This window comes from Chryseobacterium sp. MIQD13 (assembly GCF_050496705.1).
GTDB lineage: Bacteria > Bacteroidota > Bacteroidia > Flavobacteriales > Weeksellaceae > Chryseobacterium.
In genome coordinates this window covers 425,717-449,136 of record NZ_JBNWAF010000002.1, presented here as the reverse complement: position 1 = coordinate 449,136, position 23,420 = coordinate 425,717, and the positions used below count along the sequence as shown (strand labels likewise).

Here is a 23,420-nt window from a genome sequence, read left to right as displayed (position 1 = left end):
CCAAATACCAAAACGTAATGGAAAAGAACAAAACTTTTACGCCTGTAGAACTGTCATTTTTAAATGATGTTCCGCGCAACAATAAGGTGAATGTTCCCTATATCGTTGTAGATAATTTTCCAAACTTAGGAATGCTTACTGCCCTGCGGTTCCTGGAGTGGGTCCATGAAAATCCGACCGGAGTCATCAGTCTTCCCACGGGTAAAACTCCGGAATACTTTATATTCTGGACCAAACATATCCTTGAAAACTGGGAAAAAGAAAACATTGTTGAGCTCAGGAAAAAACATCATCTGCTTTTTCAGGAGAAGCCTTCACTGGCTGATCTTTATTTTGTTCAGATTGATGAATTTTACCCCATACGGTCATCACAGGCAAATAGCTTCTACCATTATGTAAACAAATATTATATTGAAGGTTTTGGATTAAAGCGTGAAAATGCACTGCTTATCAATTCCAATGAAATTCCTTTAGCTGAAGGCAAAAGTTTTGAAGAAGTTTTTCCGGAAAATAAAGTGAATCTCGAGCTGAGATATCGTGAAGCTTTAAATCCTTTGGAAAAATTACAGAAAGAATCCATCTTTCTTATTGATAACTGGTGTACGCAATATGAGGAAAAGATCCGTGAATTGGGGGGCATCGGTTTTTTTCTGGGCGGCATTGGCCCTGATGGACATATAGCCTTCAATATTAAAGGATCGGATCCTTATTCCACAACACGGCTCACGTCCACCAATTTTGAGACACAGGCTGTAGCAGCAGGAGACCTTGGAGGGATTGATATTTCAAAGGAAAGGCTGGTGATCACAATTGGATTAAAAACCATTACCTATAACAAAGATGCTGTAGCCATTATTTTTGCAGCTGGAGAAGCAAAAGCTCCTATGATAAAAAATGCACTGGAGCTGCCGTCATCGAACCTTTATCCTGCCTCTGTACTTGCAGAACTTCCGAATGGCAGATTCTATATCACATTAGGAGCAGCAGGAATGCTGAGTGATTATATTGACGACTATTACCGTTCAGGGAGCTGGTCTCAGGAAAAAACAGACAAAGCCGTTATGTCCCTGACCCGGAAGCTGAATAAATATGCAGAACATCTGACCTTGGAAGACCTCAGAGAAGATCAGTATACACAGATTATTCCCGGTCTTGGAGAACATACAGTTCAATCTGTCATTGATTCTATTACTCATAAAATCAAAAAAGGAACGGAGAAACTCAGCAGCGAAGTTTTTTATCATACAGGACCACATCACGATGATATTTCTTTGGGACTGCTGCCTTATATTCACTATCAGTCACGTAATGAGACCAATGCATCACACTATTCGGTTCTTACATCAGGATTTACTGCTGTTACCAATAAATTCCTGATTAAAATTCTTCGTGACACCCTTTCTTTCGTTCAGAAAAAGGAAATTGAAATGCTTAAATATCCGGACTTCTTTGAAGCGGGATATAAAAATAAAAAAGATAAAGACGTTTATCATTACCTTATCAATATTGCCTCCGGAAATGCTTATGAAAGATCAAGAGCCGTTTCTCACAGGATGGTAAGGAATATTGTTGAGCTGTGGAATCTGAAAAACACACAGGATCTGGAAGCCGCAATCGGTGAAATTATTTCCGCCGTAAACTTTAGTTATGATGGGCAAAATCCGGAACCTAAGATCCAGACTTTAAAAGGAATGATCCGTGAATATGAAGAAGAGCTGGTTTGGGCGCATTTTGGGGTAAGAACCAAAAATGTTCACCATTTGAGACTGGGCTTTTATACCGGAGCTATTTTTACAGAGAAGCCCAATCGGGAAAGAGACGTTATCCCTATCCTGAAACAGCTGAGAGAAATTGATCCTACGGTGATAAGTCTGGCATTTGATCCTGAAGGAAGCGGTCCCGATACCCACTACAAAGTCCTGCAGGCTATTGCTGAGGCAGTAAGAGAGTGGGGGAAAGAGAAAGATCTATCGGATATTAAAATTTGGGGCTACAGAAATGTTTGGTACCAGTTTAATGCAGCAGATGTAACCCATATTTTTCCGGTATCGCTTAATGCAATGAGTACAATGGATGAAAGCTTTACCAACAGTTACATGAGCCAGGTGGATGCTTCTTTTCCAAGTTATCGTTACGATGGAAAATTCAGCCATCTTTCTATTCAGACCTGGGTGGAGCAGCTGAAGGATGTTCAGCTGGTTTTGGGTAAGCCTTATTTCTATGACAATGAAAGCCCGCGCCTGAGGGCAACACACGGCCTGCTTTTTTTCAAAGAAATGAATGTGGAAGAGTTTCTGAAATCTGCACGGGAACTGGAGAAATCAACAGAAGGAGCATTCTAGCCTGAATTTGTATTACCAATTTAAATTTCAATAATGAAGTCTTAAATACTACCAAAATAACTTAAAAATAACACTATGAAAAAAGCCATTACTATGTTGATCGTAATGATCATCCATGCCCTTCCTGTGCTTAATGCCCAGCAGCTAAATCCTACGGGAATCTGCTATGTGGAAGTGAATAACAACAACCTTCTGAATGCAGGATCATATAAATTGCAGACATCAGGTAAATATTTGTTTAATGTCGTCAATATCTTTGCCGCCAATATCAATTATGATACTTCCAGAAGCAGACCTTATCTGTACTGTAATAATAACGTTACAAAAGTATTAACCAATCCAGATACCTATATAAAACCGCTTCAGGCAAAAGGAATGAAGGTGGTACTGACCATTCTTGGAAACCACCAGGGAGCAGGTTTGTGCAATTTCCCTACCCGTGAAGCAGCGAGGGACTTTGCGCAGCAGCTTGCCCACACAGTAAATACCTATGGCCTTGACGGAATCGATTTTGATGATGAGTATTCAGACTATGGGCAAAACGGGACAGGACAGCCCAATGCCAGTTCTTTTGTAATGCTTGTACAGGAATTAAAAGCTCTATTGCCGGATAAAATGATCACATTTTATTATTACGGTCCTGCTGCTTCAAGACTTTCATGGAACGGGCTTAGAGTAGGGGATTACGTTAATCACAGCTGGAATGCAATGTACGGAACTTTCTCTGCACCTAACGTTCCTCCTCTTACCAATGCACAGATTTCTCCGGCAGCAGTATGGCTGGGAAATACTTCCAACTCTACTACCACAAGTCTCGCTACCCAGACAAAGAATGGCGGATACGGAGTATTTATGTGGTATGATCTTCACGGAACCAATGAAACAACACAGCTTTCAGCAGGAACGCAGACATTATACGGAGAACAGACTGTACTGAGCACACCTTTGCAATCATGGACACAGGGAACCAATTGCGATGCTCCGATCGGTTTATTTACCAGTAACCTTACCGGAACAAGTGCAAAATTAAATTGGTCAGCAGTAGGAACCAATACTTATGATGTAGATTATAAACTGGCTTCTTCCACCACGTGGACAAATGCTGTAACAGCTACGACTGCCACTTCGATAACGGTATCAGGATTAACAGCCAATACGGAATACGATTGGAGAATCAGAACAAATTGCAGTGTTAAAAGTACTTATATCTTTGCTCCAAGATTCAACAGCGGAACGGGAACAGCCCCTTCGGGTTCTACCTCTCTTTCTCTGGATGGGAGCAGCGAATCCGGTGCAGCGGGAAACCTTAATTTAAGTGGATCAGCACTATCATTAGAAGGATGGATAAAACCATCGTCTTTTAAATCCGCATCGCCTTATATTTCATCTGTTATGGGAACGGAGGTAAGCGACAGCAATTCTGCTTTTTTGCGTTTAGGAGATGCCAATATTGCCAATAACAAGCTTCAGTTTGTGGTAAGTATCAATAATGTACAGCAAAAACTGACTGCAGCTACAGCGTTAACTGCCAATACATGGTATCATGTTGCGGCAACTTATGATGGTTCTGCAATGAAAATTTATATCAATGGCGTTCTTGATGCCACTAAGTCTCAAACCGGAAATATCAGTTCTAATGGGGCTTTCAATGTAGGGTATTTATACAGTACTTCCAGAAATTTTAATGGCAGAGTGGATGAATTCAGAGTTTGGAAAAAAGCATTGAGCCAGACGGAAATCAGTCAGAATATGTGTAGCGTAACAGTTCCGGCAACTTCTCTTGCAGCCTATTGGAAATTTAATGAAGGGAGTGGTTCATCAGTTCAGGACACTTCAGGAAATGGAGTTACATTAACATTGACGGGGGTGGATGCTTCCAACTGGGGCACAGATATACCATGTCCGGCAGGTACTCAAAAAGTTTCGGCTAAAAATCAGAAAGCAACAGATCTTGAGCAGATAACAGCTAAAAAACAGATCAGATTGTACCCGAACCCTGTAAGTGCATCTTCACCACTTACGGTTTCTGTTCCTGAAGAATATAATAGAGGAAAATTATCGGTTTATAATTTTAATGGTGGTATTGTAGAAACAAAAATATTAAAGGCCGGGGATCATTCATATGATCTGTCGAAGCTTTCAATGGGAAACTATATCATTCAGTTTGAGTCTCAGAACGGAGGTTTTAAACAGATAGAAAAACTAATTGTAAAATAAAACAGTCATTGGGCTTCGGCCCAATGATTTTACCGGCCATTAAAATTAATAAACTATGAAAATGAAATCTATTTTTACTGCCCTGATCTTAGTGATTATGCAGGCAGCATCCACACTCAATGCACAGCAGCTTAATCCCGTGGGAGTATGCTATGTGGAAGTGAATAATAATAACATGCTGAATGCAGGATCTTATACCCTGCAGAATACGAACAGACAGCTTTTTGATGTTGCTATTATCTTTGCTGCCAACATCAACTATGATGTTTCCAAAAACAGGGCTTACATTGCCAACAACAACAATGTCTCCAAAGTTCTGAATGATGTAAATACTTATGTAAGACCTTTACAGCAAAAAGGAATTAAAGTACTGCTGGATATTTTAGGAAACCATCAGGGAGCCGGAATTTCAAATTTTCCAAACAGGGAAGCTGCAAAGGATTTTGCACTGCAGCTCGCACATACTGTTTACACTTATGGTCTGGATGGTATTGATCTGGATGATGAATATGCAGACTATGGAAACAATGGGACGGGACAGCCAAACAACAGTTCTTTTGTAATGCTTTTGCAGGAACTTAAAGCCGCAATGCCGGATAAGTTGATCACATTTTATTATTTAGGCCCGGCAACATCAAGACAAAGTTATAATGGTGATGCAGCCGGAAATTATATCAATTACAGCTGGAATCCGTATTATGGAACTTACAGTGCGCCTTCCGTACCGCCTCTTACCAATGCCAAGCTTTCTGCCGCCGCGACATGGATACGTAATACCAATCCTCAATCCACTTCTGCTGCGACACTTACCACTCTTGCAACCAATACTAAAAATGACGGTTACGGTGTATTTATGTGGTATGATCTTAACGGTGTTGATAACGCCAGTTACCTGAGTACAGGATCAAATATTCTTTATACCGAAAATACATTGCTTACAGGACCGCTTTATTCCTGGACTCAGGGAGATACCTGTAATCCGCCACTGGGACTTGAGGCCACGAATATTACAGGAGTCTCAGCTAAATTAAACTGGACAGCGATTGGTTCACAGACTTACAATATTGACTATAAACCTGCCAACTCAACCACCTGGACAAATGTGGCAACTAATTATTCAGGAAGCAATATCATGGTTAATAATTTAACCCTGAATACAGATTATGACTGGAGAATACAATCTAACTGTTCCGCAACCTTAAAAAGTACCTATCTGTTTGCACCAAGATTCAATTCGGGAAACGGATGCGCCACACCATCAGGGGTAAAATCTGAAAGCTTTTTGGGAACTACAACTAAATTATCCTGGGATGCGGTACCAGGTGCGTCTTCTTACAACTTACAGTACAAAACATCAGCAGCGACAACCTGGATTGATGTTCAGAATATTTCTGCAACTACCCATAATCTTTCTAATCTAACGGAAAATACAAATTATATATGGAAAGTACAGGCGGTCTGCAGTGGAACAAATACGAGCTCATATACTGCCGAAACAACTTTTAACAGCGGATTTGCGCCTGTTCAAAGTCCTGGAGCAAGATCACTTTCTTTCAATGGGAGTACGCAGTATCTTAATGCAGGACAGTTTAATCTTAGCGGAAATGCAGTAACGATAGAAGGATGGGTAAAAGTAAATGCTTTCAAAACTGCTTTTCCTTATATTTCGTCGGTAATTGGGATTGAAGTTGGAGACAGTAATTCTGCAATGCTGAGATTTGGTGACGGAAATCTGGCTAGCAACAGACTGCAGTTTATATTAAGCTTCGGATCCGCTCAGGTAAAGCTTAACAGTATTGCAGCATTAACAACGAATACATGGCATCACATCGCTGCAACTTATGATGGATCTGCAATGAAGATCTATATCAATGGTGTTCTTGATGCAAGTGTGGCGGCTTCAGGTAATTTCACAGCAAACGGGATTCTTTATCTGGGAAGAAACTACGAGAACGGCCGTACTCTTAATGGATTCTTGGATGAATTCAGAGTATGGAAAAGAGCATTGACAGCTTCGGAAATTCTTGCCAATAATTGTAATATTCCGGCTAATTCGTCAGATCTTGAGGCTAACTGGAAAATGAATGAGGGAAGCGGAAACGGAGCTTTGGACGCTACGGCAAACACTCACTTTGCAACATTGATCAATATGTCAGCCACAAACTGGAAAACAGATGTAGCCTGTACTACATTATCTACACAGGATATTGCTTATTCTAAAGAAAATGGGAATCAGGCATATCCAAATCCGGTAAAAAAAGGAAATGATCTTCATTTTACCATCAAAGACAATTCTGCCAGTGAAATAACATTATATGATATGGCAGGGAAATTAATAATAAACCAAAAAATTGATAAAAACGATATGGTTATTACGACCAGAAATTTATCTGCCGGAACTTATGTTTATAAAATAAATTCGAAGGACAGTAAAGTTAAATCTTCCGGAAAAGTAATCATAGAATAACAAATTAATCCTCAGTGCGTATAAAAAGTAAAAATAAAATTAGGGGATTTTAGGATGGACAGGCGGGAAGTTCAGATATTTTCCTGTCTGTCTCCTTTTATAAAGGAAATTATTTACAGAGAAAAAATAAAGCAAAAGCATAATGCAGAATATAGTAGGAATAGACATCGGTGGCTCGCATATAACCATGGCGCAGGTTGATCCTGAAAAACGTGAAATTATCAACTCCACCTATGTAAGAGAGCATGTGGATTCTTTCGGGCCAAAGGAAACAATTTTTTCTGCCTGGATCTCTGCCATAGAAAAAGTATCACATAACCTTGACAAAGATGATCTTCTGATCGGTATAGCCATGCCGGGGCCTTTTGATTATGAAAATGGGATTTCGCTGATGCAGCAGGGGAAATTTATCGATATCTATCAGGTCAATATTAAAGAAGAATTAGCAGGAAGGCTATCCATTTCCTCTGATCAGATTTATTTTATAAATGATGCCGGAGCTTTCCTTGAAGGAGAAGTTTTTGGCGGATGTGTACAGGGTTTCAGCAAAATTTTTGGAGTAACGCTGGGGACGGGATTGGGAACTGCTTTTTATAATGGCGAAACTGCAACAGATGAGGACCTTTGGGATTCACCTTTCAAAAATTCTATCTGTGAAGATTATCTTGCAACACGATGGTTTGTGAATCATTATGCAGAATTAACAGGTGGGAAAATATCGGGAACCAAAGACTTGTTGGATCAGTCAGAAGATATACAGTCCAGAATGTTTGATGATTATGCAGATTCCTTTGCTGAATTCATCATAAAATATGTCAAAAACTATGATCCCGAAGTTTTAGTCATAGGTGGAAACATTGCAAAAGTCTATCCTTACTTTAAAAAGAGGTTAAATCAACATCTGGAAGAGCATAAAATCAATCTTCCTATTAAAATTTCCGCTATTTTTGAAGATGCAGCGATTCTGGGTGCTGCAGGCTATGCTTTAAAGAAAAGTTACAGATAAATTAACAAAACGATATAATGAAGTCTCTATTTTCAACTTTTTTTATTGTACTGAATATTTTCGCGTTTGGACAAGGAATATCTCCTGCAGATTATGTGAATCCTTTGATGGGAACCCAATCCAAACCATCACTGTCCAACGGGAATACCTATCCGGCCATCGGCCTTCCGTGGGGAATGAACCTCTGGACTCCTCAGACCGGGAAAATGGGCGACGGGTGGGCTTACACCTATGATGCAGACAAAATAAAAGGCTTTAAACAAACTCATCAGCCATCTCCATGGATGAACGATTACGGAGCTTTTGCCATCATGCCGGGAGTAGGTAAACTGAAATTTAAGGAAGAGGAACGCGCCAGTTGGTTCAGCCATAAGGCAGAGGTTGCAAAGCCTTACAGCTACAGTGTTTACCTTGCAGATATCAACGTAACTACAGAGCTTACCCCAACAGAAAGAGCTGCTTTTTTCAAATTTGATTTTCCTAAAACAGACAGCGCCTATGTGGTTATTGATGCCTTAAATAAAGGTTCTTACATTAAAATTCTTCCTAAAGAAAGAAAAATTCTGGGCTATACCACGAAGTATTCCAGAGGTAAATATGATAATTTTAAAAACTATTTTGTTATTCAGTTTGATAAAGATTTTGACTTAACGACAACCTGGAAAGACAGTGTTTTTGTGAAAAATCAACTGGAGATTACCAGCGATCATGCAGGCGCAATTGTAGGATTTAAATTGAAAAATAAAGAAAGTGTTTATGCAAGAACAGCTTCTTCGTTTATCAGTTTCGAGCAGGCAGAATTAAATCTTAAAAGAGAAATTGCAGGCAGAAATTTTGAACAGGTAAAAGCTGATGCCAAAAATATCTGGAATAAAACTTTGGGAAGAATTGAAGTGAAAGGAGGAACGGATCAGCAGTTGAGAACATTTTATTCCTCTTTGTACAGAACACTGTTTTTCCCTCAAAAGCTTTATGAAATTGATGCCCAGAACAAAGTAAAACACTGGAGTCCTTATAACGGAAAGATTTTAGACGGTAAAATGTTTGCAGGAACAGGTTTCTGGGATACTTTCCGGGCCCTGTATCCTTTCCTGAATCTCGTATATCCAAGCATCAATGTTGAAATGCAGGAAGGTTTGGCCAATACCTTCAAAGAAGGTGGATTTCTCCCGGAATGGAGCAGCCCCGGGTATTCTGATATTATGATCGGAAACAATTCTGCTTCGGTAGTGGCAGATGCTTACATCAAAGGACTTCGTGGATATGATGTGGAAACCCTTTGGCAGGCAGTGAAACACGGTGCCAATAATGAAGGCCCGATTGATGCAGTTGGGCGTAGAGGAGTAGAATATTATAATACTTTAGGTTACGTTCCTTACGATGTTAAAATCAATGAAAATGCCGCCAGAACATTAGAATATGCTTATGATGATTTTGCAATTTATCAGTTAGGAAAGGCATTAGGGAAACCAGCTTCTGAAATTGATATTTATAAAAAAAGAGCTTACAATTACAAAAATGTTTTTGATTCTCAGTCGGGCTTGATGCGCGGGAAAAACAAAGACGGAAAATTTCAGTCACCATTCAACCCTTTTAAATGGGGGGATGCTTTTACAGAAGGGAACAGCTGGCATTATACATGGTCCGTTTTCCAGGATATTGACGGTTTGTCTAAATTAATGGGAGGCAAAAAGAAATTTGAAGCCAAACTGGATGAGGTTTTCTCCCTTCCTCCGGTATTTGATGACAGTTATTATGGAAGTGTTATCCACGAGATCCGTGAAATGCAGATTATGAATATGGGACAGTATGCTCACGGAAATCAGCCGATCCAGCATATGATCTATTTGTACAACTATGCAGGAGCACCTTACAAAACGCAATACTGGACAAGACAGGTGATGGATAAACTGTATTATGCAACACCGGACGGATATTGCGGTGATGAAGATAACGGACAGACTTCAGCATGGTATGTATTTTCAGCTTTAGGGTTTTATCCGGTAACACCGGCTACAGATCAGTATGTTTTAGGGGCGCCTCTCTTCAAAGAAGCTGTTATTCATTTGGAAAACGGCAAGAAAATTGTAATAAATGCCCCGCAAAACAGTGCTGAAAATTTATATGTAAAATCTTTAAACGTAAACCTTCGGTCTTACTCAAAAAACTGGCTTAGTCACAAAGAATTGATGAATGGAGCTGTTTTGGAATTCCAGATGGACAATCAACCCAATAAAGAAAGAGGCTCGGATGAAAAGGATTTTCCTTATTCGATGTCGAAAGAATAAGAGTTATAAATTTTATATTTGAAAATAATTTAGAAAAAACGCAATTTATATGAGTGCAGAGAAAACAGGAATATTTGATAAAGTAGAGAAAATGCTGGAAGAGCAGGGTTTTCACATTGCTGCAAAAGACAATACAAGACCTTGGGGTGGTTTTTTCGTGATTGATGAAAATCAGGCACAGGACTTTGCCAATCAGTATTTTGACGGAATTAATGTAGAAAGCCTGAAAATTGGAGGAAAACTGAGCCCTAAGATCCTTTTGGTAGCTCCGAATGCCCGTTTAAGCTGGCAGTATCATCACCGCAGAGCTGAAATATGGCAGGTAGTGGAAGGCACTGTTGGGATTAAAACCAGTAATACTGATGAAGAGGGTGAGCTGAAAGAATACCATCCAAAAGATCAGATCAAGCTTCAGCAAGGCGAAAGGCACAGACTAATTGGTTTGGCCGGCTGGGGAGTAGTTGCCGAAATATGGCAGCATACGGATGCATCCAATCCCTCTGATGAAGATGATATTGTAAGAGTGCAGGATGATTTCGGAAGATAGCAATACCTGATATAAAAATAAAACAGCATCAATTTGATGCTGTTTTTTATTTTTCTCTCACAGATTGAGCGGATGTTTATACCTTATTAATCCGCTCAATCTGCGAGAGATTATTTATTTAATTTTTAACAAGAAAGTTTACGAAGAATTTTAATCTTGTGGGAAGCAGTCTGTTTCATCGAATCAACCTGTTGATTCCCTCCTTTGCATCCTCAAATATTCAGTACGAATCTTAAACTTTGCGTTAAAAAATAAAAAGCTTAGAAAGTCACATCCAGACCCACATAGAAATTAGCCTTCATAATAGGTGCATACACCATCCCGCCATCAAAATAATTTCCAAAAGGATTTTTGAAATCAACAATTGCATTTTTCTGATAATAAGACGTAAGATTTTCGCCTCCCAGATAAGCTCTGATCTTTTTATTGAAATTTCTTGAGATCTGTGCATTCAGTACAGCATACGACTCAGAATATACCGGTAGCTGAAATTCAGCTGGGTTGCTTGAGGTATCCGGAAGTCTCTGTTTTCCTACCCAGTTCAGAGTGGTGTCAAAACTCCAGAATCCTCCTTTATCATTTTTATTTGTTGCATAGGCAAGATTCACAAAACCTCTGTGCTTAGCCATGAAAGGAATTTCTCTTCTGCCATCCAAATAATCAGCCTGAACATCATAATATTTATAAGCTAATCTTACATCAAAATTTTTGAAAGGCGTAAAATCCCACTGTGTCTGAAAAGAGTTGGCAAAAGATTTTCCTTCCAAATTATAAAAAATAAGCTGCTGCGGAGAACGATCAAGGTCAACAAGCACCTGATCCTGGAAATCTGTTCTGAAAAAATCGGCAACAATTGAAGATTTTCTTCCGAAAAGCTTAAACTCCTGCTGTAAGCTTGCTCCGTAATTCCATGCAATCTCAGGTTTTAATCCATAAATATTTCCGCCGTTTGGAAGGATCTGGATATTTCTGTTCGATGCAAAGTACTGCTGGTTTTCTGCAAAAACATTCGCCGTTCTGAATCCTCTGCCAGCGGAAAGTCTTAAGATGGTCTGAGGGGTGAAATCATACTTAAAATTAACTCTTGGTGTAAACTGAGTTCCTGCAAGATTATGAAAATCTGCTCTGGCTCCTGCCACTAAAGTATACTTTAATCCCGTTAACGTATATTCTGCAAAAATTCCCGGAACAATTTCATTTCTCTTCATGTCGTCCTTTAAATACGTTTCCTCGTAGCCGTCATATAAAAAGCTGGCTCCTGCTTTGTACTTATGGTTGGTATTTCCGATGATGCTTTCAAAGATCAGATTTGAATAATAGGTATGCTGTTTACCGGTATAATTTCTAAGCCCGAAAAAGCTGTCCTGCTGATGATACACATATTGGTTCATCCACCCTAAACTCTGGTAAGGTTTTCCTTTGAATACATATCCCGTTTTATTCCAAACCTGGAATCTTGAAATATCAATACCTACTCCATATGCATCCTGCTTATCCTGGGATAAATTTTTGTCAAAACCGATCTGTCCTGCTGTTCTCTCATCCCTGATAAAATTGATCCCGAAATGAGATCCGAATCCTGATTTTTCCAAATCATTATAATTAAGGAGATAAGCTGCATTGATCTGCGTTCCTTTCGGTCTGTCCAGAAAGGTATCATCATTCATATCCGTATCCCCGAAAGTTCCGTTTCCGTGCAGTAAAAAAGTTTGCGACCATTTTTCATTGATAGGGGAAACGCTGGTAATATTGGCTTCCGCTCTTCCGTTGAAATCTGCAAAAATATTTAACGAAGTCTCAGGTTCTTTAGCATTTTTCAAAAGTTCAGTGTTGATCTGTCCTGTGATGCTTTCATAGCCATTGGTGACCGTACTTCCTCCTTTTGTAAGCTGAATGCTTTCAATCCATCTTCCGGGAATGAAATTCAGGCCGTAAGCCGAAGCAAGACCTCTGATCTCCGGAAGAAGCTCTTTTGTTAGGCTCGTATATTTTTGATCCAAACCGAGCATTTTTAGTTGTTTAGTACCTGTAACGGCATTACTGAAAGAAACATCTACAGTGGCATTGGTCTCAAAGCTTTCAGACAGGTTACAGCAGGCTGCTTTTAATAATTCCTTTTTATCAATATTAAAAACAAGACCAGCTTCCTTTTTACTTAATGCTGTTGCTGCTTTTGAACCGAAAACCGTTACTCCTTCAATACTTTTCTCATGTTCATGATGTTCATTAACGGTTGCTGTTCCCTGTTCTTTATGCTCTTCATGCTTTGTTCCTTCCTCGAAATGAACATTCGGATTAGCTTCTCCAAAAGGAATATCTCTGTCGTAGAGGCAGCATCCGGGAAGACCTTTGTAAACGGCATCAGAGGTTTTATATTTTTCATTGTCATGGCCTGCATCGGCGATAGCTTTCAAAATTTTATCTGATGAGGTTCTAGAGGGATCGAAATTTAAAATTACGGTTTGTTTTTCGGCACTCCATTCTGCCATATCTGCACCTGCTGTTTTTGCAGCTTTTTCAATTCTTGCTTTGCATGAAGCACAATTTCCTTTTACATAAAATTCATTGTCTTGCTTTGCGTGATCATGATGCTGATGGGCTTCCGTAGGAGAGGGCTGAAGATCTCTCTCATAATGGCAGCATCCGGGAAGGCTTTTATAAGTTTCATCAGATGATTTGAACTTTTCATTGTCGTGACCTGCATCGGCTACTTTCTTTAAAATTTCATCTGTAGAAACTTTGTTGTCTGTTTCCAGTGTTAAAGTTTGCAGATCAACAGAATAAACAGCTGTTTTGGCGCCTGCTTTTTTGGCTGCGGTTTCTATTCTGGATTTACACATATCACAGTTTCCTTTGACTTTAAACTGGTTTTTTGAAAGGTTTTGAGCTGAGATAAAGTGTACGGACAGGATCATTAGACCAAGAATGAACTTGGAAATATATAATTTCATTTTGTTTAAAAGTTTTGATTAATTAAAAACGGTCCATTAAAATATTTAACGGACTCAATGAGTGATAATTAACCTATTTTCGGCGGTTGCCAGATTTCTTTTAAACGGTCTGATAAATGAGGAGGTGAATATTGAAACTGCGGATTCTTATTAGCTTTGTAATAAGAAAGTTCAAAGTGTAAATTTTTTGAAAACGGAGTTTCTATATAAGTATAGCATGCTACGCACGTTGTACAGCAGTCGTCATTGCATGAAGATTTTGTTTTGCTGTCTTTACTTTCCTTGGAAGTGTGGTTTTTGCAGCAGCTGCTTTTTTCAGGCTTTGCTTTACAGCAGGTATCCTGCATAGATTGAGAATAGAAACTGTCTTTAGGAACTAAAAAAATTCCTAGACAAAAAATAACTGCAAGAATGTGAAACAGCTTCATCTCTGCAAAAATACAAATTTTATGACAAAGGATCACCAACTTTTAAAGCGCAATTGTGCCAAGGTTCTCCGTGAGGAGGATTCAGCTTCGGTTTTTCACCTGTTGGCGCTGCAGCCGGTACCGGACCCGGAATATTCTGCGCTGAATTTTGGACAGGCTGTGGAGTTGGTGCAGGTACGGGCTTACTGTTTAAAGGCTGTCCAACCGGAATATCACATCTGTGCCCTGGTTGGCCGTGTGGAGGATTCATTCCCGGAGGAGTTTTAACCTGTTTTCCATTGTTGTCGATCACCACTTTTCCGGGAGACATTGAATTCGGATCTATTTTAATGGCATTGTTTGGATTTTGGCCTGGAGCAGTCTGTATTGCTGCAGGACTCACATTAAGTGGTTGCCCAACCGGAATATCACATCTGTGCCCTGGCTGCCCGTGTGGAGGATTCTTTATTCCCGGTGCTGCTGTAATCACTGCAGGAGTTGGATTGGATTGTACGCCTGCCTGGTCCATCAGGGCTGTTTTAGAAGCAGAATTAACTGAAATACTGTTCTGCTGAACACCGGCTTCTTCTTTTAAATAAGTAGGTTTTTCGTCTTTATTGCATGAAACGGCTAATAAGGAAATGGCAATAACGCCCAAGAATGTATTTTTCATATCCAATCGGTATGAAACAAAATTAGCAAAACATTTTTAATTGTTTTGCTAATTTTATATTTATAATGTGTTTTTAGGCTTAATTTTTAACTAAAAGCCTAAATCCTTCTCCGTGTACGTTGATAATTTCTAATCCTTCGTCATCTTTTAACAGCTTACGAAGCTTGGCAATGTATACGTCCATACTTCTTGCTGTAAAGTAATTTTCTTTTTTCCAGATTTTTCTCAAAGCAAGATCTCTAGGCATAAAATCGTTTCTGTGGATGCAAAGAAGTTTAAGCAGTTCATTTTCTTTTGGAGAAAGCTTGTATTCCTTATCGCCAACTTTCAACTGTCTCAGCATAGAGTCGAAGAAAATATTGCTGATTTTGAATTGCTCCTGCTCTTCATTTTCTAAAGTAGAGCTTCTCTGCAGGATCGCTTTGATTTTGTATAAAAGAAGTTCTGTATCAAATGGTTTCGTAATATAGTCGTCTGCTCCCAGTTGGTACCCTTTAAGGATATCTTCTCTCATATTTCTTGCCGTAAGGAATATGATAGGGGTGTTTTTATCGATTTTTTTTACATCTTCAGCCAATGAAAACCCGTCTTTTTTAGGCATCATTACATCAAAAATACAGATATCAAACTCATTTTCTGTAAATTCTTTCAATCCCTGTTCTCCATCAGTGGCAAGGGTTACCTCAAAGTTGTTGATTGTTAAATAATCTTTCAGCACAGCTCCGAAACTCTGGTCATCTTCTACTAATAATATTCTGTTGCTCATGATTTTAATAATTAAAATTAATAATTAAGAATGAACGTTTTCACTCTATCTTCTATATTTGTTATTTGGTTTCTATATTTTATAATTGATAAATGATCATCTATTAATGATTCTTTATTGTTGTCTAATCACTTATCACTCATTGTTTATCATTTATGATTTAGCTCATTGGCAGCTTTATCGTAAACGTACTTCCTTTGTCTTTGTGGGAGTCTACAATTATTTGTCCCTTATGCAGTTCTACAATTTTCTTTACGTAAGAAAGTCCCAGTCCCTGTCCTTTTACATTGTGGATGTTTCCGGTTTCCTCTCTGAAGAATTTTTCAAATATCTTTGTCTTATTCTGGGTTTCCATACCCATTCCTTTATCGGAAATTTCCATAACATACCAATTTCCTTCGTTTCTTGTTTTTACTTTGATGTCTGGTGTTTCCGGCGAATACTTGTTGGCATTATCCAGTAAATTCACCAGCATATTGGAGATATGAAATTCGTCTATTTTAAAAATGTAATTGGTTGCATTGAATTCCTGCGTCAAAGAACCGTTTCTTTGCTGTACAATGAGATTGAAAGACTCTGTTGTCTTTTTTATCAGTTCCCGCACATTGGTTTCTTTTAAGAATAATTCTACTTCATTTCTTTCAAGCTTGGACATATTCAGGACGTTTTCAACCTGCTTTTTCATTCTTAAATTTTCCTGCTTGATCAGCTCCGAATAGTATTTTACCTTGTCAGGATTCGTCGCAATCTTATCATTAGCTAAAGAGTCTGTAGCTACGGAAATGGTCGCCAGTGGTGTTTTGAACTCGTGGGACATATTATTGATGAAGTCTGTCTTAACCTCTGCAAGTTTTTTCTGTCTCATCATATAATTGATGGAAATAATATAAATTCCAAGAATTGTTAATAATGACAGGAAAGTCCCCAGAAGCATCGGCCAGTTGTTCATGGCCAGCGAGTATTCTTTTTTAGGAAATACCAAGGCCAGACTGTACAAAGTCCGGTCTTTTGTGTCTGTGAAAAGTGGATAAGAATAAGTATTGTTGTCCTTCTTTTCTTTGTAAAGCTTATTTACAACGCTTGTGAGGTTATTATTTTTATCAGAAATTCCATATCCGAATTTTGCGGAAATTCCTCTTATTTTTAATTCTTTTGTGATGACTGAGTCAAGAATTTTATCATCAACTCTTTTTGTGATAGGTAAATTATTCCCATAAATTTTAGCAAATTCTTTTATGGTATAATCTCCGTTTTCTATGTCATTATTGATTTCTGAGGTAAGCTGTTCCGGTTTTGTGGTATCTCTTTTTACTTTATAGGCTGCCTCATCACTGTAAAGAGTAGTCCATTTTATTGAATCTCCTCTTTGCGAAATGGGTAGCTGTGTTTTTTCGATAATATTTTTAGAATAAATAATCTGTCTTTGGGTACCGGAATCTTCTACCTGCTGAATTGTTGTCAGAGAAGGTTGTTTGCTGTTGGCAATAATATTGTTTCGGAAATTTTTATTGTTTTCATTCATGTATTTTTCCACCTCGATTTCTGAAACACTTTTAGCTGTGCTTTCCAGAGCGGTATATACTTTATTTGAAAAATCCTGTTCCAGGGTACCATAGTATCTTTTCAGCCAATAAAATTGGAGTGTAACAAAGACAATCAGTGAGATTGTCATAAACACCGAAATTATTGGGATGAATTTGTTATTCATTATTTGATTTTAATATATTAAGAAAAATGAATGTTAAAATTAATTATTTTAAGACTTGATAAACAAAAAACGAGCCAAAAAATTGTTTAATTTTTCTTAAAAGAAGGTTTTTTAACAAATATTTATGAATGTAAAATAAACTGTCCTATGGAAAGTCCTGTAAACGGATAAATAACTAGCTTTAATAAAAATAATTATTTATGGAATCTAATATCATTTTTAACAAAGATTTTGATTCAAGCAGCGTTTATGTCATGAAGATATATGATGCTGATGTCTCAAAAGTATGGGATTACTTTACCAAATCGGAATTATTGGATCAATGGTGGGCTCCGCAACCCTGGAAATGTGAAACGAAAAGACAGGATTTTAAAGAAGGGGGAACCTGGCTGTATTCAATGGTTGGTCCGGAAGGTGAAAGGCATTATGCACAAGTAAAATATGGTGAGATCACGGAACATCGTAGCTTTGATGGAGTAGATGCTTTTTGTGATGAAAACGGTAATATTAATGAAGACTTTGCCCAGTCGAAATGGCTGTTGGGGTTTACCGGAGTAGATGAGGGAACAAAAGTAACGGTCAACATTCATTTTCCAACCCCGGAAGCTATGAAACAACTGTTGGAAATGGGCTTTGAAGAAGGATTCAAAATGGGATTGTCACAGCTGGAAGGAATTCTAAGATAATATAAGATTAAAAATATGCCGGTTTAACAATGTCAAACTGGCATATTTTACTGCTATACTAATGGATCTCAGATAAGTTTTTCTTCCTGAAAATACTGTATAATTGCTTTTTTCATCAGAAGAGACTGCTCATTCGGCTTTAGCTCCGGAAGTTCTTCCAGTTTATCAAAATGAGGATATCCATCATCATCATAATGTGTGAATTTGTAATATCCAAATGGTTCCAACAGTCTGCAAACCGCAATATGAATTAAGTTAACCTTATCATCTTTCGTGTATTTCTGCTGGCCGCTCCCCAATTCCTGAAGACCTATTAAAAATAAATAAGTTTCAATAGGGGCGTTCTTCTCAGTGTCAAAGTTTTCTATAAAAAACTGTTCTATTTTTTGCCAATATTCGGATTCGTTCATATAATTGATTATTAAGACGTTTTAAGTCTTCGCTTAATTTCTTTTTATAAGATGATGTTGACTTTACTATTTCATCCGCTTCTTTAAGAAGTTTATTTGTTTTTTCTGTTTCGAGCAAGTTGAGTTCATCAATTATGAATTATCATTTATTTTCAACAGGAATGCATATTCCAGTGCATCTTCTTTCAATGATTCAAATCTTCCGCTTGCTCCGCCATGGCCAGAACTCATGTCGGTTTTGAATAATAATAGGTGGCTGTCCGTTTTCATCTCTCTCAGTTTTGCCGTCCATTTTGCCGGTTCCCAGTATTGTACCTGAGAATCGTGAAGGCCGGTTGTAATCAGCATATGAGGATAATCTTTTGCTTCCACGTTATCGTAAGGGGAATATTCTTTCATGTACTGGTAATATTCCTTGTCATTAGGATTGCCCCATTCGTCATATTCTCCGGTTGTCAGTGGGATGGTTTCATCCAGCATTGTGGTAACTACGTCTACGAAAGGAACCTGTGCTACAATTCCGTTAAAAAGTTTAGGTTCATAGTTCACAACGGCTCCTACAAGAAGTCCGCCTGCGCTTCCGCCCATTGCATACATGTGCATTGATGAAGTGTAGTTTTCCTTAATTAAATGTTTTCCTGCATCAATGAAATCGAAGAATGTGTTTTTCTTAAACAGCATTTTTCCATCTTCGTACCATTCTCTACCCAAGTATTCTCCTCCGCGTATGTGGGCAATTGCGTAAATAAACCCTCTGTCCAAAATGGAAAGCCTTACATTGGAGAAACTTGCATCTACAGTATGGCCATAACTTCCGTAACCATATAAAAGTAATGGAGTGTCTGACGATTTTTTAGTGTCTTTATGATAAACCAGTGAGATTGGTATTCTTGTTTCACCGTCTCTGGATTCTGCCCAGATTCTTTCAGAAATATAATTTTCCGGAAGGAATTTTCCGCCAAGAACTTCCTGCTGTTTCAGAAGTTGGGTGGTTTTCTCCTTCATATTATATTCATATGTTGAACTTGGCTGTGTCAGTGATGTGTAACCATAGCGGAGAACTTCGGTGTCAAATTCCATATTGATTCCGATGTAAGCCGTATATGTGGGATCAGAAAATGGAAGATAATAGGCTTCCTGAGTTTTTTCATCAATAATTTTGATCTGCAGAAGCCCTTCCTCTCTTTCTTCAAGAACCAGATAGTCTCTGAAAATTTCAAAACCTTCCAGCAGAACTTCGGCACGATGTGGAATGACGTCTACCCAGTTTTCCATCCCGCAATTGTCAATTTTGGTTTTTACGATCTTGAAATTGGTCGCTTCGTCTGCATTGGTAATGATATAAAACTCATCTTCGTAATGTTCTACTGAATATTCAAGGTCATCTATTCTGGGCTGGATAATTTTCCATTCTGCAAAAACATTATCGGAAGGAATGAATCTGTGCTCATCGGAGATTGTGCTTGAACTTGCAATGAAAATATATTTCATCGACTTTGTCTTGAATACATTTACATCAAACGTATCATCCTTTTCATGGAAAATCAGGATATCTTCCGAAGCATCTGTACCAAGCTTATGTCTGTAAACCTGGAAAGCACGTAAGCTTTCATCCTTTCTGATATAGAAAACATGTTCATTGTCGTTTGCCCAAACAGCTTTTCCTGTTGTGTTCAGGATCTGGTCCGGGAGAATTTCCCCTGTTACGAGATTTTTAAAATTGATGGTGTAAATCCTGCGGCTTACATTGTCTGACGAAAAAGAGACAAGCTCATTATTGGGAGAAACGGCAACGCTTCCTACTTCAAAGTAAGTTTCACCTTCTGCTAATATATTAACGTCAACAAGGATTTCTTCCTTATTATCCAGGCTTTTATGCTTTCTGCAGAAGATAGGATATTCTTTTCCTTCTTCATAGCGTACAATGTACCAGTATCCGTTAAAGAAATAAGGCAGGGATTCATCATCTTTTTTATAGCGGGCTTTCATCTCTTCGAAAAGCTCTTCCTGAAAAGCTTCCGTATCTTTCATCATGAACTCTTCATAGGCATTTTCCTCTTCAAGGTATTTTATAACTTCAGGATTTTCTCTTTCATTAAGCCAGAAATAATTATCAATTCTTCTGTCGCCGTGGATTTCTAATATCTTTTCTATTTTTTTTGCCTGTGGAGCTTTCATTCAACTGTTTTAAATTTTATAGATCTGGTGGAATATGCCCTGGCAATTTTTCTCTTTTTTTAAGAGCTATTGACAGGATATTCTTTAATATTAATTTCTGTTCAAATTTAGTTAAAAAAAAACCATCTTTCCTGTATTGAAAAGATGGCTGTTTTTATGTTAAGTATTAAAGACTATTTGTGAAGTGCTTTAATATACTTTTCAAGTGCCATTGTCATAGATGGAGTTTCCTTTGTAGGAGCCATAAGATCTACTTTTAAGCCTGCTTCTTCCGCTGCAGCCAGAGTAGTGTTTCCGAAAACACCGATCTTTGTTTCTTCCTGCTTAAAGTCCGGGAAATTCTGCTGAAGAGATTTGATTCCCTGCGGGCTGAAAAAGATCAGCATATCATAGTCTTTCGCATTAATGTCTGTCAGATCACTGCATACCGTTCTGTACATGATTGCTCTTGTCCAGTCTACATTGGCAGTTTCCATCGTTTTTACGATATCCGGGCTAAGGACATCTGAAGACGGCAGAAGATATTTTTCGGTAGGGAATTTTTTGAACAGAGGCAGAAGATCCGAGAAGTTTTTCTCCCCAAAACTGATCTTTCTCTTTCTGTAAACAATATGTTTCTGAAGATAGTTGGCAATTGCCTCAGACTGGCAGATGTATCTCATCGTATCAGGAACTGCAAAACGCAATTCTTCCGCAAGTCTGAAGTAATGGTCTATCGCATTTTTGCTGGTGAAAATAATTCCAGTATACTGCGTCAGATCTATCTTCTGAGTTCTGAGTTCTTTGTTGTCAACTCCTTCGACGTGGATGAAAGGACGGAAATCAATCTTTATTTTTTCCTTCTTTGCTATATCCAGATATGGAGAAGACTCACTAGGCGCTGGTTGAGAAACCAATATAGACTTTATTCTCATCATTGACTTTTATTAAAAAAATAACAACTTCCAAAGCAACAATAAAGGTGCAATTTGGAGGGTGCAAATATACAAAAATTTATAATACCATTTTTCGGGAAGTATATTGTTTTTGTGAAACAAATAGAAGAAAATCTTGAAAATAGCTACAAATGCAAAGAAGTAGAAGTAATATGAAAATATTTTATTTCTGTCTATCGGGAAATAATAGTGGGTTACACACAGAATTATGAGTAAAAATGAAAGAATGAAGTAGAATTTTGTGGAGGTAAAATAAAAAACAGTCCATTTTCTGCCATCACCTATACTTTGATAAAATAAAAAGCCCAACGCAGATTTTGAAGCATAAAAAAATATAACTGCCAGTAATGTATATCCAAATTTATTGAGTTGGTAACCGAAAAGCTGCAAATCATTAATGTATTTTGGAACTATAGGGATATATTGTGAAAGTAAAGCGGACAAAGTAAGGGCGGTTACACAGGACGTAATAATCCAACTCGGGAGATTATTGCTGGCGTCAAAATATTTCTGAAGCAGAAAATCTTTCAGGCTGGCGTCTCTTTCTATGACGTTCATCATGAAAACATACAGGAATATGCAGCCTATTAGTATAAAGATTACCCAGTCATTGTTCTCAGGTATTCTTACATGGTTTATAAAATTTTGTGATAACAGCAAAGGAATATTTTTTGCAAAATTATAGATTATTTTGTATAAAATAAAAAGGTTAAATAAACTATCTTTGCAAACTGAAATGAAAAAACTCGTCATTATCCCTACATATAACGAAAAGGAAAATATTGAAAATATTATTTCCGCGGTTTTTGCATTGGAGGACGACTTTCATATTTTAGTGGTGGATGACTCTTCTCCCGATGGAACAGCCGAAATAGTGAGGGAATTGCAAAAAAAGTTTCCACATCATCTGCACCTGTCCGTAAGACATGTAAAAGACGGTCTTGGAAAGGCATATATTCACGGATTCAAATGGGCTATCGAAAATAAGTATGACTATATTTTTGAAATGGATGCCGATTTTTCACATAATCCGAATGATCTGCCCAAACTTTTTGAAGCCTGCTTGAATGCAGATATGGCCATAGGATCACGCTATTCCAAAGGAGTGAATGTGGTGAACTGGCCAATGGGTCGTGTACTACTTTCCTATTTTGCGTCCAAATATGTGAGATTTATTTTGGGACTTCCTATTCATGATACTACGGCAGGTTTTGTCTGTTTTTCAAGAAAAGTTCTCGAAGAAATAGGTTTAAACAATGTAAGACTAAAAGGATACGGTTTTCAGATTGAAATGAAATTCAGAGCTTTTAAAAAAGGTTTTAAAATTGTAGAAGTTCCTATTATATTTACCAACAGAATTTTAGGAGAAAGCAAAATGAACGGCGGCATTATTCATGAAGCCGTATTTGGTGTTTTAAATTTAAAATGGAAATCAATAATCAACAGATTATGAAAAAGCTGATCTTCATTTTCGTTATGCTGTGCATGTTCTCATGCGGAGGCGATTATATCGACAAACCCAAAAACCTGATCGAGCCTGAAAAAATGGCTGAGATCATGGCGGACCTTGCCATTACAGACCAGGCGGTTATTCTATATCCAAACAAAAATTTAGAGGCAGGAACAAGATTTGTACTCAAGACACACAATATAAAGTCTGAAGATTTTATAGAAAGCTTCAAGTATTATGTCATTAAAGACAAAATGAAAGATATTGCTGAGGATGCAAAGAAAATAGTCTTACAAAAAGATCCGAAAGCGGATAAATATATACAGGACAAACTGAATAAAAGCGGAATTCCACCCACTTTAAACAGATAATAATTATGATGCGGAAAC

The 23,420-nt window shown here is 37.9% G+C and carries 18 protein-coding genes; 9 read left to right on the top strand and 9 right to left on the bottom strand.

The window, feature by feature from the left end; all coding sequences use genetic code 11:
* Positions 1–17: 17 nt before the first annotated feature.
* The 6 genes from ACQWU4_RS09085 (at position 18) to ACQWU4_RS09060 (ending at position 10,867) form a co-directional block, all read left to right on the top strand.
* Complete coding sequence (locus ACQWU4_RS09085) at positions 18–2,342, top strand: glucosamine-6-phosphate isomerase (protein ID WP_429935450.1); 2,325 nt, start codon at positions 18–20, stop codon at positions 2,340–2,342.
* Positions 2,343–2,417: 75 nt separating this feature from the next.
* Positions 2,418–4,559 carry an endo-beta-N-acetylglucosaminidase H gene (locus tag ACQWU4_RS09080; protein WP_429935449.1) on the top strand — a complete coding sequence of 714 codons (2,142 nt, stop codon included), beginning with the start codon at positions 2,418–2,420 and terminating at the stop codon, positions 4,557–4,559.
* Positions 4,560–4,620: 61 nt separating this feature from the next.
* A complete protein-coding gene (locus tag ACQWU4_RS09075; RefSeq protein ID WP_429935448.1) occupies positions 4,621–7,026 on the top strand; it encodes an endo-beta-N-acetylglucosaminidase H in 2,406 nt (801 codons plus the stop codon).
* 142 nt (positions 7,027–7,168) lie between these two features.
* On the top strand, positions 7,169–8,032 hold the full coding sequence (locus tag ACQWU4_RS09070; RefSeq protein ID WP_429935447.1) for an ROK family protein: 864 nt from the start codon (positions 7,169–7,171) through the stop codon (positions 8,030–8,032).
* Positions 8,033–8,049: 17 nt separating this feature from the next.
* Positions 8,050–10,320: a GH92 family glycosyl hydrolase gene (locus ACQWU4_RS09065; protein ID WP_429935446.1), complete on the top strand. Its 2,271-nt coding sequence runs from the start codon at positions 8,050–8,052 to the stop codon at positions 10,318–10,320.
* 49 nt (positions 10,321–10,369) lie between these two features.
* Entirely contained in the window at positions 10,370–10,867 is a 498-nt protein-coding gene (locus ACQWU4_RS09060; RefSeq protein ID WP_429935445.1) for a phosphoheptose isomerase, read from the top strand.
* A 260-nt stretch (positions 10,868–11,127) separates the two neighbouring features.
* On the opposite strand, the gene ACQWU4_RS09055 is transcribed toward ACQWU4_RS09060, so the two are convergent.
* The 5 genes from ACQWU4_RS09055 to ACQWU4_RS09035 form a co-directional block, all read right to left on the bottom strand.
* A complete protein-coding gene (locus ACQWU4_RS09055) occupies positions 11,128–13,818 on the bottom strand; it encodes a TonB-dependent receptor domain-containing protein (RefSeq protein ID WP_429935444.1) in 2,691 nt (896 codons plus the stop codon).
* Between the two features lie 68 nt (positions 13,819–13,886).
* Positions 13,887–14,246, bottom strand: coding sequence for a hypothetical protein (locus ACQWU4_RS09050; RefSeq protein WP_429935443.1), 360 nt, complete (start codon positions 14,244–14,246; stop codon positions 13,887–13,889).
* A gap of 19 nt (positions 14,247–14,265) precedes the next feature.
* Positions 14,266–14,898, bottom strand: coding sequence for a hypothetical protein (locus tag ACQWU4_RS09045; RefSeq protein WP_429935442.1), 633 nt, complete (start codon positions 14,896–14,898; stop codon positions 14,266–14,268).
* A gap of 79 nt (positions 14,899–14,977) precedes the next feature.
* Positions 14,978–15,664, bottom strand: a complete 687-nt coding sequence (locus ACQWU4_RS09040; protein ID WP_002982671.1) for a response regulator transcription factor — start codon at positions 15,662–15,664, stop codon at positions 14,978–14,980.
* 160 nt (positions 15,665–15,824) lie between these two features.
* Positions 15,825–17,372: a sensor histidine kinase gene (locus ACQWU4_RS09035; RefSeq protein WP_429935441.1), complete on the bottom strand. Its 1,548-nt coding sequence runs from the start codon at positions 17,370–17,372 to the stop codon at positions 15,825–15,827.
* 200 nt (positions 17,373–17,572) lie between these two features.
* On the opposite strand from ACQWU4_RS09035, the gene ACQWU4_RS09030 reads away from it, so the two are divergent.
* Positions 17,573–18,058 (top strand): SRPBCC family protein, encoded by a 486-nt coding sequence (locus tag ACQWU4_RS09030; protein WP_429935440.1) that lies wholly within the window; start codon positions 17,573–17,575, stop codon positions 18,056–18,058.
* Between the two features lie 68 nt (positions 18,059–18,126).
* On the opposite strand, the gene ACQWU4_RS09025 is transcribed toward ACQWU4_RS09030, so the two are convergent.
* The 4 genes from ACQWU4_RS09025 to ACQWU4_RS09010 form a co-directional block, all read right to left on the bottom strand.
* Positions 18,127–18,468 (bottom strand): hypothetical protein, encoded by a 342-nt coding sequence (locus tag ACQWU4_RS09025; protein ID WP_429935439.1) that lies wholly within the window; start codon positions 18,466–18,468, stop codon positions 18,127–18,129.
* A gap of 132 nt (positions 18,469–18,600) precedes the next feature.
* Positions 18,601–20,646, bottom strand: coding sequence for a S9 family peptidase (locus ACQWU4_RS09020; protein ID WP_429935438.1), 2,046 nt, complete (start codon positions 20,644–20,646; stop codon positions 18,601–18,603).
* A 173-nt stretch (positions 20,647–20,819) separates the two neighbouring features.
* The gene (locus ACQWU4_RS09015; protein WP_429936041.1) at positions 20,820–21,560 is read right to left on the bottom strand and encodes a uroporphyrinogen-III synthase; all 741 of its coding nucleotides are present in this window, start codon (positions 21,558–21,560) and stop codon (positions 20,820–20,822) included.
* A gap of 12 nt (positions 21,561–21,572) precedes the next feature.
* Entirely contained in the window at positions 21,573–22,334 is a 762-nt protein-coding gene (locus tag ACQWU4_RS09010) for a DUF4271 domain-containing protein (protein WP_429935437.1), read from the bottom strand.
* On the opposite strand from ACQWU4_RS09010, the gene ACQWU4_RS09005 reads away from it, so the two are divergent.
* Together ACQWU4_RS09005 and ACQWU4_RS09000 are read left to right on the top strand one after the other, a co-directional pair.
* On the top strand, positions 22,318–23,034 hold the full coding sequence (locus tag ACQWU4_RS09005; RefSeq protein ID WP_429935436.1) for a polyprenol monophosphomannose synthase: 717 nt from the start codon (positions 22,318–22,320) through the stop codon (positions 23,032–23,034). The two genes, ACQWU4_RS09010 and ACQWU4_RS09005, sit on opposite strands and share 17 nt — an antisense overlap.
* A complete protein-coding gene (locus tag ACQWU4_RS09000; RefSeq protein ID WP_429935435.1) occupies positions 23,031–23,402 on the top strand; it encodes a DUF4296 domain-containing protein in 372 nt (123 codons plus the stop codon). Before ACQWU4_RS09005 ends, ACQWU4_RS09000 begins: the two co-directional genes overlap by 4 nt.
* Positions 23,403–23,420 lie beyond the last annotated feature (18 nt).

Excerpts from the sequence above, each read along its gene's own strand:
- ACQWU4_RS09085 (WP_429935450.1), top strand. The coding sequence starts at position 18 with ATGGAAAAGAACAAAACTTTTACGCCTGTAGAACTGTCATTTTTAAAT.
- ACQWU4_RS09080 (WP_429935449.1), top strand. The coding sequence starts at position 2,418 with ATGAAAAAAGCCATTACTATGTTGATCGTAATGATCATCCATGCCCTT.
- ACQWU4_RS09075 (WP_429935448.1), top strand. The coding sequence starts at position 4,621 with ATGAAATCTATTTTTACTGCCCTGATCTTAGTGATTATGCAGGCAGCA.
- ACQWU4_RS09070 (WP_429935447.1), top strand. The coding sequence starts at position 7,169 with ATGCAGAATATAGTAGGAATAGACATCGGTGGCTCGCATATAACCATG.
- ACQWU4_RS09065 (WP_429935446.1), top strand. The coding sequence starts at position 8,050 with ATGAAGTCTCTATTTTCAACTTTTTTTATTGTACTGAATATTTTCGCG.
- ACQWU4_RS09060 (WP_429935445.1), top strand. The coding sequence starts at position 10,370 with ATGAGTGCAGAGAAAACAGGAATATTTGATAAAGTAGAGAAAATGCTG.
- ACQWU4_RS09055 (WP_429935444.1), bottom strand. The coding sequence starts at position 13,818 with ATGAAATTATATATTTCCAAGTTCATTCTTGGTCTAATGATCCTGTCC.
- ACQWU4_RS09050 (WP_429935443.1), bottom strand. The coding sequence starts at position 14,246 with ATGAAGCTGTTTCACATTCTTGCAGTTATTTTTTGTCTAGGAATTTTT.
- ACQWU4_RS09045 (WP_429935442.1), bottom strand. The coding sequence starts at position 14,898 with ATGAAAAATACATTCTTGGGCGTTATTGCCATTTCCTTATTAGCCGTT.
- ACQWU4_RS09040 (WP_002982671.1), bottom strand. The coding sequence starts at position 15,664 with ATGAGCAACAGAATATTATTAGTAGAAGATGACCAGAGTTTCGGAGCT.
- ACQWU4_RS09035 (WP_429935441.1), bottom strand. The coding sequence starts at position 17,372 with ATGAATAACAAATTCATCCCAATAATTTCGGTGTTTATGACAATCTCA.
- ACQWU4_RS09030 (WP_429935440.1), top strand. The coding sequence starts at position 17,573 with ATGGAATCTAATATCATTTTTAACAAAGATTTTGATTCAAGCAGCGTT.
- ACQWU4_RS09025 (WP_429935439.1), bottom strand. The coding sequence starts at position 18,468 with ATGAACGAATCCGAATATTGGCAAAAAATAGAACAGTTTTTTATAGAA.
- ACQWU4_RS09020 (WP_429935438.1), bottom strand. The coding sequence starts at position 20,646 with ATGAAAGCTCCACAGGCAAAAAAAATAGAAAAGATATTAGAAATCCAC.
- ACQWU4_RS09015 (WP_429936041.1), bottom strand. The coding sequence starts at position 21,560 with ATGAGAATAAAGTCTATATTGGTTTCTCAACCAGCGCCTAGTGAGTCT.
- ACQWU4_RS09005 (WP_429935436.1), top strand. The coding sequence starts at position 22,318 with ATGAAAAAACTCGTCATTATCCCTACATATAACGAAAAGGAAAATATT.
- ACQWU4_RS09010 (WP_429935437.1), bottom strand. The coding sequence starts at position 22,334 with ATGACGAGTTTTTTCATTTCAGTTTGCAAAGATAGTTTATTTAACCTT.
- ACQWU4_RS09000 (WP_429935435.1), top strand. The coding sequence starts at position 23,031 with ATGAAAAAGCTGATCTTCATTTTCGTTATGCTGTGCATGTTCTCATGC.